This window comes from Oligoflexus tunisiensis, from assembly GCF_001748245.1.
Taxonomy (GTDB): domain Bacteria; phylum Bdellovibrionota_B; class Oligoflexia; order Oligoflexales; family Oligoflexaceae; genus Oligoflexus; species Oligoflexus tunisiensis.
This window is the reverse complement of record NZ_BDFO01000001.1, coordinates 454984-465936: the sequence shown is the minus strand read 5'-3', so window position 1 is coordinate 465936 and position 10953 is coordinate 454984. Positions and strand designations below refer to the sequence as shown.

At 55.3% G+C, this 10953-nt stretch carries 10 protein-coding genes; 6 read left to right on the top strand and 4 right to left on the bottom strand.

Annotated elements, in window-relative coordinates:
- Complete coding sequence (locus OLTU_RS02120) at positions 1–537, top strand: response regulator (protein ID WP_141731112.1); 537 nt, start codon at positions 1–3, stop codon at positions 535–537.
- On the opposite strand, the gene OLTU_RS02115 is transcribed toward OLTU_RS02120, so the two are convergent.
- Genes OLTU_RS02115 through OLTU_RS02105 form a run of 3 tightly spaced genes read right to left on the bottom strand, consistent with a single transcriptional unit; the run spans position 512 to position 2176 of the window.
- The gene (locus OLTU_RS02115; protein WP_141731111.1) at positions 512–1273 is read right to left on the bottom strand and encodes a helical backbone metal receptor; all 762 of its coding nucleotides are present in this window, start codon (positions 1271–1273) and stop codon (positions 512–514) included. The two genes, OLTU_RS02120 and OLTU_RS02115, sit on opposite strands and share 26 nt — an antisense overlap.
- Positions 1273–1710, bottom strand: a complete 438-nt coding sequence (locus tag OLTU_RS02110) for a hypothetical protein (RefSeq protein WP_141731110.1) — start codon at positions 1708–1710, stop codon at positions 1273–1275. Before OLTU_RS02110 ends, OLTU_RS02115 begins: the two co-directional genes overlap by 1 nt.
- 16 nt (positions 1711–1726) lie before the next feature.
- Positions 1727–2176: an RNA pyrophosphohydrolase gene (locus tag OLTU_RS02105; RefSeq protein ID WP_141731109.1), complete on the bottom strand. Its 450-nt coding sequence runs from the start codon at positions 2174–2176 to the stop codon at positions 1727–1729.
- A gap of 118 nt (positions 2177–2294) precedes the next feature.
- Here OLTU_RS02105 and OLTU_RS02100 point away from each other — a divergent pair, with 118 nt between their 5' ends.
- From OLTU_RS02100 to OLTU_RS02090, 3 genes are all read left to right on the top strand, one after another.
- Complete coding sequence (locus OLTU_RS02100; RefSeq protein WP_141731108.1) at positions 2295–2909, top strand: hypothetical protein; 615 nt, start codon at positions 2295–2297, stop codon at positions 2907–2909.
- A gap of 82 nt (positions 2910–2991) precedes the next feature.
- Entirely contained in the window at positions 2992–4749 is a 1758-nt protein-coding gene (locus OLTU_RS02095) for a cyclic nucleotide-binding domain-containing protein (protein ID WP_141731107.1), read from the top strand.
- Between the two features lie 84 nt (positions 4750–4833).
- Complete coding sequence (locus OLTU_RS02090; RefSeq protein WP_141731106.1) at positions 4834–5019, top strand: hypothetical protein; 186 nt, start codon at positions 4834–4836, stop codon at positions 5017–5019.
- Between the two features lie 25 nt (positions 5020–5044).
- Here OLTU_RS02090 and OLTU_RS02085 read toward each other — a convergent pair whose 3' ends face one another.
- Complete coding sequence (locus OLTU_RS02085) at positions 5045–6226, bottom strand: thiolase family protein (RefSeq protein WP_141731105.1); 1182 nt, start codon at positions 6224–6226, stop codon at positions 5045–5047.
- A gap of 144 nt (positions 6227–6370) precedes the next feature.
- On the opposite strand from OLTU_RS02085, the gene carA reads away from it, so the two are divergent.
- Together carA and carB are read left to right on the top strand one after the other, a co-directional pair.
- Complete coding sequence (gene carA / locus OLTU_RS02080; RefSeq protein ID WP_141731104.1) at positions 6371–7489, top strand: glutamine-hydrolyzing carbamoyl-phosphate synthase small subunit; 1119 nt, start codon at positions 6371–6373, stop codon at positions 7487–7489.
- 1 nt (position 7490) lies between these two features.
- On the top strand, positions 7491–10808 hold the full coding sequence (gene carB, locus OLTU_RS02075; RefSeq protein ID WP_141731103.1) for a carbamoyl-phosphate synthase (glutamine-hydrolyzing) large subunit: 3318 nt from the start codon (positions 7491–7493) through the stop codon (positions 10806–10808).
- Positions 10809–10953 lie beyond the last annotated feature (145 nt).

The following is a 10953-nucleotide window of genomic DNA, read 5'->3' as shown; positions in this document are numbered from 1 at the left end:
ATGACTATTCAGGATCGTGTCTACAATCGTTCATCCTATATCCTCGTGGTCGACGACGATGACACGCTGCTTAAGTTTTTCAAGATTCACCTGAATAAGTTCTTCTCGCGCGTGATCGTCGTGAAGAATGCTCAAGAGGCCATCGATACTCTGAAGGACAAGGAAATTGATCTGGTCATCAGCGATATCAAAATGCCCCGCATGGACGGCATTCAGCTGATGAAGAAGGTGAAGAACCACGATCCTTCGATTCCAGTGTTCCTGATCAGTGGAGCCCTTCTGGACGAGGATCAACTTTCCGCGGTCGATACAAAAGCGGACGGATACCTGAAGAAACCCTTTTCGATCGACGAACTGCATGACTTTATCGATCGCGGCATGAAAGTGCGCGACAAGTATAAGGAGCTGCTGACCATCATCGGTGATAAAAAGAAATTCCTGGAACTCATTCAGGGCAAACGCCAGTTCCGCTTCATCAAGAATGAAGATGATCGCGTGAAGGCCCAGCAGATTATGGATTCGCTGAAAGCGGGCTGAAGTCCTTGAGCCAGTCCGCTTCCTCTTTTCCCAGCTGCTCCAAAGCCTCCCGCGTCCGTGTTCCAGCCCAGGACAGCGTCTGACCATCCACACGTGCAAGACGCGGGGCCGCCGGCCACTGGGCCCGGAGCCTGTCCGCATCCCTTCGCCGAAATGGATAGGGCTCACTGCTGAGCAGAATAATATCAGCCTCACAAGCCGCAAGAGCCGGAATATCCAGAGCAGGATAGCGCTCCGGACCCTGGTAGGCATTGATCCAGCCGATGCTGTGCAGCGTGCGCGCGATATAGGTGTCCGGCCCGGCGATCATGTAAGGGTTCTGCCAGATCATATAAAGAAAGCGTCGCGGAGAATGCCGCGGCGGAGTTTTCAGGAGCTTCTCAATCCCCAGTGCCCATTCCTCCGCCCGCGCTTCACAGCTTAAAAAACGCCCGATATCGCGGAGCATCTCCGGCACATCCTCCGGCCCTTTGGGAAAGCTCACCAGGGTGGGAATATCGCGGGCAAGTTCCAGAACCGGCTCCCTGGGATTTTCCTCCTGATTGGCGAGAAGATGCGTGGGATGCAGGGAACGGATCAGCTCCACATCCGGCGTCTTGGTCCCGCCGATACGGGTTGCCGTGCGATGAAGGTCCCTGGGTTCCACACAGAATTGAGTGCAGCCCACCAGCTCATGCCGCAGGCCGAGGTCGCAGACGGTTTCGCTCAAACTGGGCACAAGACTGATGATACGCATCACAGGCCCTGCCGTCGCATGTACTTATAAAACAGCGCCGCGGTATGCGTGCCGATGCAGGCCAAAGCCATCGACAGCCCCACACCAATGCTGAGACCAAGGGCATCAAAGGATTCACTCGGGCCGGCCAGCGCCCGCATGATCATCCCAGGACCCATGGCCAGCACACCCCCGAACATGCAGATCGTTTGCACCTGTTTCCAGCGCAGAGGCAAAGGGGAATACGGCAGCGTCAAACCCAAAACGATATGCAAAACCCCAAAGAGATTGCTATGGCCATGCGAGCTCTGCAGGAGCGTCATCTCCCAGGTGCCGAGCTGTTTGATGTCATGCAGAAAGGCCTGCGTCATATCAAACGAGACAAAGGCCCCCGCGCAGGCCGCAAAAAACAGCACGAGAAAGCCAAGGGCCATATTCAAAATGGAGAGACGCGACATGTTTGAGGCTCCTGATTTAGGACAGTATACCCAACGCCTTCAGACCGGAACGATAAGCCTCCTGTTTCCAGGGAACGATGCCACGGACGAGAGCGTCGGGCTGCATCCACTGGATATCCTGAAACTCACCATCCGAAATTTCAAGATTCGGAACGCCATCAGGCAAAAGTTCCAAAAGATACCAGGTCTGCTGCTGCCCGCAGTATTTCCGGGCCGGGCCGGTGTCGAGGTCAGCAGGGAATTCATAACGGATCAGCTCGGGCAATTTACGCAGGACCTGCAGGCGATCCGTTCCAATCTCCTCCCGCAGTTCACGAAACAGAGCCTCGTCGGCTGATTCGCCCGCATCCACGCCGCCCTGCGGCAACTGCCAGGCACCTTTTGCATCGGCGCGTTCTCCCGCCAGCACCTGGCCTTTTTTATTCCTTATCACTGCCACCACACAGTCTCTGTAGGGCTTCACCATCTTTATCCCCCTTGAGTGCCAATTGTTTGGCGACCCTTACGAACTCAGACGTCCGTGTTACACTGATTACGTGGGCGAGCTTATCAGAAATTTGTGACCTGGAAAACAGGAGACAACAATGAGTGGTCTGACCAAACTCACGAGCCTTTTCGCTTCAGCCCTCTTTACCCTGCTGGCTGGCACAAACGCACAGGCTGCCGTTAGCATCAGTTTATCGGGTTCCTCGGAATTATCCAACGCGGCTCTGGAGCGCTATCGCAGCAACTCCATCAGTGCCAATATTTCGCTTGGCCTGGGCGATCATTTTCACCTGGGCCTGACCCATCGCCGTTCGTTTGATAACAAGGTGGGTCTTAAAAAAACGGAAATAGCCGAAACGAAGACCATTGATTACCTGCCCTTTGAAGACAATGTGGTCAGCACCACCAATTCCGTGGACCTGACCATCATCCCCTTCAATGGCGTCATCTCACCCCTTGTTTTCGGAGGGGTTGCCCGCCGTGACTATTATAACGAGCTTGAATTTCTGGGCAGCCGCATCGTCAGCAAGCAGACCATGTTCCCCATCCCGACCTATGGATTTGGCACAATCATACGTTTAGGGGCGGGGATGCAGCTGAAAATCACCCAGACCTATTCCCCCGGTGTTCAGACAACCCTCGAAGATGGCGAGGAAATCAGCCGTCTTGTCAAGGATTCCTACACTCAGGTCTGGCTCGGCTATCGGATCTAGACCCTCATCCACGGTTGGCGAATAGTCTTAAATTCTTCTGCATTTGTCCGATACGGATGAAAGAGCGGAGGAATTTTTATTCATGCGGGCGACCACTCTTATAGCCGCCTTGGTCATCCTTCTGGGTATTTTGTACCTGGCCTGGCAGCTTATCAATTCGAATCTGGCCGGTCGCGCGCGACGGGACCAGAAGAAACGCAAGTCCGATCGCCGGCGTCTCTCGCGGGCGGAAAAGCGCGCCTATCGCTATGCCCAAAAACTTTATCAGGAAGGCAACTTCCGCGGCTGTGCAAAAATCCTTGAGCAGCTGGGTATGCTCCGTGAATCCATCAACATTCTGGAAAAAGCCGGCCTGATCAAGGACGCCGCCGATGTGCTGATTCGCATCCAAAGGCCCAACCGTGCCGGCTACATGCTGGCCCGCTACGGGATGTGGAAGGAGGCGATGGATTGCTACAAAAAAGCCAACATGCCTCTCGAAGTGGGAAAATGCGCTCGCGAGCTGGGCGATCTGCCGACGGCAATCCCCTATTTCCTCGAGGCTGGGGCCATCCTCGAAGCCGCGGAATGCTACCTGGAACTCGGCAAGCATCACGATGCCGCGCGCCTCTTTTTGCGCGTGAAGGAATTTGATCGCGCCCTCGATCAGTACATCCATCTTGTGGACAGTCACCCCGATATCGACAAGATCGATTTCGCGGAAGAGGAACTGGCCTTTATCATGCGCAAGCTGATCGATGAGAAGGTCGACACCCGTCTGACCGATATTCTGGTCGCCCGCAAGCGGATGGTGAAGCTGATGGTTGAACTCATCCGCAACAACAATCTGGCTTCCGCCAGTGCCGCCTATCTGCGCAACACCACCGACATCGGCCCCGAACTGATTGCCTACAAGGATTTTTCGCGGGATGAAAACCTGCTGCTCGGCGCTCTCTTCAGCAACGTCGGAGCCTATGAATACAGTGGAATGGTGTACGAGCGTATGGCCGAATTTGACAAGGCCGGGGAGTCCTTTGAAAAAGGCGAACTCTTTGAGCGCGCCGCCTACTGCTATGAACGGGCCATGAACAAGACCAGAGCCACGGAAATGCAGATCATGTCCACCCAGCGTGGAACACGCAATATCACGAGCAGCAAGGCCGCGGCCGCCGGCGGCCCCTCAAAGCCGCCCGAACCGGCACGGCCCAAGGCTCCGCAAAAGTCTGCCAATCCCTTTTCAATTCAGGATACCTCGACCAATGCCATGGTGCATATCGAGGAGCGGGCTGACGTCAAATCTCTCGGCGGTCACCCGGCGATTCCCCAGCCGACCGATGCCTATCTGAAAAAGACCGCCATGGTGGAACCTCCGCCCCGCCCGCCTCAGGTGCAGCCAGGTCCGGATCGGGCCTACAATTGGGATGCTTTTTTACAGGCGGAATTTCTAGTGGATCTCAGCACGCCGGAGCAGGAGCTTTTGCAGGATATATGCAAAGCCCGTGAATATTCGAAGGGCGCGGTTATTCTGGAATTTGATCATGAGCCCGTTGGCATCTATTTTCTGCTCCGTGGCACGATCAGCGTCTGGAAACGCGATGGCAGCGGCAATGAATTCGAGGCGGATAAGCTCGAAGAGTCGGATACCTTTGGCGAACTTTGGCTCCTCATGGACCAGCCGACCCGCGTGAAATTCGTCGCCCAGAGCACCGTTCAGGTGGGCTGGATCAAACGCGCCGACTTTGAAATGCTGATGGATAAAAACGGAGCGATCGCCAGGAAACTATACAAGCGCTATGCGCTGAGGCTCGTCACGAAACTTGTAAATGACCAGAATCTCAAGACCAATCGCGTCGCCTCCTGATTCCTTCCCCATGGCATATTCCCTGCAAAAATAAGAACTGTCTGTTATTGCTGCTGCTGTTGCTCGAATGGAAGGGAATCAGTTATGGAAAAGATCGTGTGCCTGTCGCATCCCAAGTATGATGGCAAGGACAATCCGGATCTGCGCTGCAAGGCTTGCTGTACGATTTTTGTTAATCGTATCAAAGAGTTAAATGCAAAGCGGGCGCAGGACGTTGCCACCTGGCTTGAGAACAAATGCACCGCACCACGGAAAACGGGATCGAAATAGTCCGATCCCGCTGATCTGGAGCTGGTTACACCAGCTCCACGACGACCCCGCTTGCCTCGCCACCCCCAATACAAAGAGTTGCCAGACCACGTTTGCCACCACGCTGCTTCAGTCCGTTCAGCAAGGTGACCAGAATTCGTGCGCCCGATGCCCCGATGGGATGGCCCAGGGACACCGCACCGCCCAGAGGATTGACACTGGCGGGATCAAGGTCCAGGTCGCGAATCGCCGCCATCCCCACCACGGCGAAGGCTTCATTGATTTCAAAGATATCAATATCCTTGGCTTTCAGTCCGGTTTTGTCGAGCAGGCGCCGAATGCAACCGATGGGAGCGGTCGTGAATCGCGCCGGATCCTGGGCATAGGAAGCCTGGGATACAATGCGGGCGATCGGCGTCAGCTCATGTTTCTGGGCCGCTTCCTCGGACGTGAGGACCAGCAGAGCCGCTCCATCATTGATCGACGAGGCGTTGGCTGCGGTGATGGTGCCATCCTTTTCAAAAGCCGGACGCAAAGAGTCGATGCGATCCAGATCCGCGGCGAAAGGCTCTTCGTCGAGTTCAAACGATTTGCTGCCTTTTTTGTCAGCGACCTGCACGGCCACGATTTCCTCGGCAAACACACCGGATTCCACCGCCTTGCGGGCCCTTTGGTAACTTTGCAGCGCAAAGGCATCCTGCATCTCGCGCGTGAAACCATATTCCTTGGCGCAAATTTCACCACAGTTGCCCATCGCGGTGTTGTTATAGGGATCCCACAGTCCATCCCACTGCATCGAATCCTTGGCTTCGACGGAACCGTAGCGATAGCCGGTCCGCGAATTCATCAAAAGATGCGGCGCGAGGCTCATATTTTCCTGACCGCCCGCAAAAATAATGTTGGCATCACCCAGGCGAATGGCTTGATCAGCCAGCATGACTGCTTTAATGCCGCTGCCACAGACGCGGCCGACTGTGGTCGCGCACACCGAATGTGGGAGTCCACCATAGAGCGCGGTCTGCCGCGCCGGGGCTTGCCCAACACCAGCTGTCAGCACATTTCCCATGATAATTTCATCGACTTCCGCGCCGGTGAACTTCAATTTCTTCATGGCATCAGCAACCAGGGCAGCTCCCAGACGCGGGGCTGGCGTCGTGGCAAGCGAGCCTCCCAGTTTGCCGATGGCTGTGCGGCTGGCGTAGGCTATGACAGTTTGTCTTTGTTTCATCAGCGTGAACTCCTCGTCAAATCTGGGACGAATCTCATTTGTTGAAACTCGTCCGTGAAAGCGGACTAAATCATAGCTAATTCATGGGGAATCGGCTATGTTCGAGCGCAATTTTTTAACCTGTGTGTCGAGGTCAACCAAACCATGCGCCAGAAATGCAAACTCGTCCTCTCCGATGGCAGCAGCTTTCAGGGGGACCTGATTGGAGCCCCGCTCCGGGCTAGTGGTGAACTTGTTTTTACAACGGGAATGGTCGGTTATTCGGAAGCGATAACCGACCCTTCTTATTTTGGGCAAATCCTCTGCTTCACTTATCCATTGATCGGCAACTACGGGATTCCGGATCTTCCCAAAGGTCTTGGCCTGCAACTGCCTTTTCCCAGCGGTTTCGAAAGCGCTCGCGCTAACGCCGCTGCAGTTATTCTGACCATTGATAGTCCGGAAGTGTTTCATTGGAATAGTTTCCAGTCCCTCGATGAATGGCTTAAAAACCAAGGCGTGCCCTGCGTCGTTGGACTCGACACCAGGCATCTGGTGCATCTGATCCGTTCGCAGCCCAATCTTTTGGGTCGCATCGAACCAGAGGATGCTGAAGGTTATCGCGACATGGGCGCGCTCACTCCCAAATCACCAAGCGCCTTCTTCGATCCCGGCATGAACAATATCATGACCGAGGTTTCGGTCAAGGAGCGTATGCGGCTCGGCAAGGGCAGCACACGGATTGGCCTCATCGACTGCGGCGTGAAATGGAATATCATCCGCCAGTTCATCAACTTTGGCTGCGAAGTGGAACTCCTGCCTTGGGATACCGACCCCAGCACGGTGGACTGCGATATGTGGCTGCTGTCCAACGGCCCGGGTGATCCCACCCGAACCGGAGACCTTACGCAGCATGTGGAAAAACTTCTGCATGAGGATCGGCCCATCCTTGGCATCTGCCTGGGTCACCAGATCCTCTCGCTGGCGGCTGGCGCTATCACACGACGCATGCCTTACGGTCACCGCAGTCATAATCAGCCTGTTTATGAATGCGGCACAAGAAGGGGCTACATCACGAGCCAGAACCATGGCTACGTCGTGGAAGATGCGTCGCTGCCGGGCGAATGGGAAGCCTGGTTCCGCAATGTCAACGATCAGACGATCGAAGGCATTCGGCACAAATCCAAGCCTTTCCGCTCCGTGCAGTTCCACCCGGAAGCTTCGGGCGGTCCACGTGATACATCCTGGATCTTTGAACAAATGCTGGCGGAGGTGAAAAAATAATATGCCCTTGCTTAAACAACTGGCCGATCTGGGACGTGCTCCCAAGGTTCTTCTGCTCGGATCCGGCGGTCTTTCCATCGGCCAGGCAGGTGAATTCGACTATTCGGGAACCCAGGCGATCAAGGCTTTGATCGAGGAAAAGATCGAAGTCATCGTCGTCAACCCTAACATTGCGACCGTGCAAACCAACCCGATTCCCGGCGTGAAGGTTTATCTTTACCCTGTGGAAACGGAGTGGGTCGAAAAGGTCATTCAAAAGGAAAAACCGGATGCCATCATCGCCGGCTTCGGCGGTCAAACGGCACTGAACTGTCTGATGGCGCTCGACGAGACCGGCATCTTGAAAAAATATAACGTGCTGAACCTTGGCACACCGGCTGCTGTTCTGCGGCTCACGGAAGACCGTGATGATTTCGCGCAAAAGATGCGTTCGATCAATATGCCCGTGCCTTCGAGTTTCGCCTGCGAAACGTTGGAGCAGGCGCTCGACGCGGCCAACAGCATCGGCTATCCCGTGATCGTGCGGGCTGCCTTTGCCCTGGGCGGCCTCGGCTCCGGCTTTGCCAGTAGCGATGAGCAGCTGAAAAACCTTGTGCAACCGGCGCTGGCGTCCTCGCCTCAGGTGCTCGTGGAAAAATCGCTCAAGGGCTGGAAGGAAGTTGAGTACGAGGTGATGCGCGATTCCCAGGGGAATACCATTACCATCTGTAACATGGAAAACTTCGACCCCCTGGGCATTCACACCGGTGACTCGATCGTCGTGTGCCCCAGCCAGTCGCTTTCGGATGACGAGTATCAAATCCTGCGCAATGCCGCGATCACCATCGTGAGCTCGCTCGGCATCGTGGGTGAGTGTAATGTTCAGTATGCTCTCGACCCGAAATCTCTGGATTTTTATATCATCGAGGTGAACGCCCGTCTCTCGCGTTCATCCGCTCTGGCTTCGAAGGCTTCCGGTTATCCGATCGCTTATATCGCGGCCAAGGTGGTGCTGGGTTACGATCTTTTGGAACTGAAGAATCCGGTCACGGGTATCACCTATTCCTTCTTCGAACCGGCCCTTGATTATGTCACGATCAAAATGCCCCGCTGGGATCTTCTGAAATTCCAGGGCGTGAACCGCAACCTCGGCTCGACCATGAAATCGGTGGGTGAAGTGATGGCCATCGGCCGCAGTTTCCCTGAAGCCATTCAAAAAGCCACGCGGATGGTGACCGAACATCCGGAAGGCCTCAGCATGGTGCGGCCGGAAGTGTCCGAGCAGGACCTGGTCGAAGAGCTTTCCGCGCCCACGGATAAACGCCTCTATGCAGTAGTGGAAGCCTTCCGCCGCGGCTGGTCGATCGAAAAGGTGGCGGATCTTTCGGCGATCGACAAATGGTTCCTCTATAACCTCTTCCACATGATCAAGGATGAGAATGAAATCCGTGAACTCGGCAGGCAGGGTGATAAATCCCTCAGCCTCGACCAGTTCATGCTCAAAACCTTGAACAAGGTGAGCGGTGATCAGTGGCGTCACTGGAAACTGCAGGGCTTTGGCGATGAGCAAATTGCTGCTGTAGTCCTGCGGGCGGGCGGACGGCCTTCCGGTTCATCGGAAGTGCGCAAGGCTTCGATGATGGTGCGCAAACTCCGTCTTGAATTTGGTGTGAAGCCTGTCATTAAAAAGATTGATACCACGGCGGGAGAATATCCTTCGCCTTCGAATTACCTTTATATGTCCTACGGCGGCCTCTTCTCAGACCCGCTGCCGGATGATCAAAAGGTTTTCTCGGCGGTGGTGCTGGGTGGTGGTTCCTACCGCATCGGAACCTCGGTGGAATTCGACTGGTGTGCCGTGAGCTGCTCGCGCAAGCTGCAGGAATCGGGCTGGCGTTCCATCATTGTGAACTGTAACCCTGAAACGGTTTCCACCGACTATAACAGTTCCGATCGTCTGTACTTTGAAGAGCTGTCCCTCGAACGCATTCTCGATATCGCCGATGTCGAGCGCCCCGTGGGTGTCGTGTGTTCGATGGGGGGTCAGCTGCCGAACCGTTTGGCCAAACCCCTGGCGGACGCCGGCCTGAAGTTGCTCGGTCACAAACATGACAGCATCGACCGGGCGGAGGATCGCAGCCGCTTTTCCGCCTTGCTGGATGAGCTGGGCATTGGCCAGCCGCGGTGGATTGCAGCCAAGGATAAAAAGGACATTCAGAAGTTCATCGAGGAAGTGGGTTTCCCGGTTCTGATTCGTCCGAGTTACGTCCTCTCCGGGGCGGCGATGAGCGTGGCCTATGATGATGAATCGCTGCAGCTCTGCTTGACCAACGCCAGCGACGTATCCCCGGATCATCCGGTGGTGATTTCCGAGTTCATCGAGGGCGCGCGTGAAATCGAGCTCGACGGTGTGGCGAAGAATGGTGAAATCCTGACGGCGATTGTCAGCGAGCATATTGAGAATGCCGGTGTGCATTCCGGTGACGCCACCCTCGTGGTGCCGGCGCAGAAACTCTATGTGGAAACCGTGCGCCGTGTGCGGAAAGCAGGCCGGGCCATAGCCCAGGGCCTGAATCTGAACGGTCCCTTCAACATGCAGTTCCTCGCCAAGGAAGGCGACATCAAGGTGATCGAATGCAACGCGCGTGCGGCCCGTTCCTTCCCCTTTGTGTCGAAAACCGTGGGTCTGAACCTGGCGGATGTGGCGACCGATGTGATGATCGGCGGCAAGCCCAACCTCGCCCGCTTCAATGAGGATGATTTGCCTTACGTCGGCGTGAAAGCAGCGATGTTCAGCTTTAAGCGTCTCGGTGGAGCAGATCCGATTCTGGGCGTGGAGATGGCCTCGACCGGTGAGGTGGGCTGTATCGGTGAAAACGTCGATCATGCTCTGCTTCTCGCGATGGAAGCGGCCGGTGTTTATCGTCCGGAAAAAGGTGTGCTGGTGAGTTCCGGAAGCGAAAAGGAAAAACTCCGCTTCCTGCCCGCCGCTCAGGTGCTCGTGAACCTCGGTCTGTCTTTGTTTGCAACCAAAGGCACCGCGAAGTATCTGCAGGATCATGGCATTCCCGTGACCGCACTCGACTGGCCAGGTGAAGGTCCCAACGATGTGATCCAGGCCATCAAGGATGGCAAGGTCGACTTTGTGATCAACATTCCGAAGAGCAGTCAGCGGCGTGAACTGACCCGTGGTTCCCTGACCCGCCAGGCGGCTGTGAAGTTTGGCTGTTCGCTGCTGACGAACATGGAAATTGTTAGCGCCTATGTTCAGGCTCTGGATCGTTGTCCGGATTTCCTGTCCAGGCATGAAGTTCTTTCGCTGCCGAGTTATCGGAGTTAACTGAAGAAAGGCCCTGATACCCATCGGGGCCTTTTTCCCCTCAGCATTCTTACCGTTTGCGGCCTTCCGGAAAGTTCCCGAAAAATCATGAAGTCTGGTTTTGCGGTCAGTAAATAGGCCTCTATTTTTATCAATCATATTAAAG

Bases quoted from the DNA above. Each gene is read 5' to 3' on its own strand.
- OLTU_RS02120 (WP_141731112.1), top strand. From the start codon at position 1: ATGACTATTCAGGATCGTGTCTACAATCGTTCATCCTATATCCTCGTG.
- OLTU_RS02115 (WP_141731111.1), bottom strand. From the start codon at position 1,273: ATGCGTATCATCAGTCTTGTGCCCAGTTTGAGCGAAACCGTCTGCGAC.
- OLTU_RS02110 (WP_141731110.1), bottom strand. From the start codon at position 1,710: ATGTCGCGTCTCTCCATTTTGAATATGGCCCTTGGCTTTCTCGTGCTG.
- OLTU_RS02105 (WP_141731109.1), bottom strand. From the start codon at position 2,176: ATGGTGAAGCCCTACAGAGACTGTGTGGTGGCAGTGATAAGGAATAAA.
- OLTU_RS02100 (WP_141731108.1), top strand. From the start codon at position 2,295: ATGAGTGGTCTGACCAAACTCACGAGCCTTTTCGCTTCAGCCCTCTTT.
- OLTU_RS02095 (WP_141731107.1), top strand. From the start codon at position 2,992: ATGCGGGCGACCACTCTTATAGCCGCCTTGGTCATCCTTCTGGGTATT.
- OLTU_RS02090 (WP_141731106.1), top strand. From the start codon at position 4,834: ATGGAAAAGATCGTGTGCCTGTCGCATCCCAAGTATGATGGCAAGGAC.
- OLTU_RS02085 (WP_141731105.1), bottom strand. From the start codon at position 6,226: ATGAAACAAAGACAAACTGTCATAGCCTACGCCAGCCGCACAGCCATC.
- carA (WP_141731104.1), top strand. From the start codon at position 6,371: ATGCGCCAGAAATGCAAACTCGTCCTCTCCGATGGCAGCAGCTTTCAG.
- carB (WP_141731103.1), top strand. From the start codon at position 7,491: ATGCCCTTGCTTAAACAACTGGCCGATCTGGGACGTGCTCCCAAGGTT.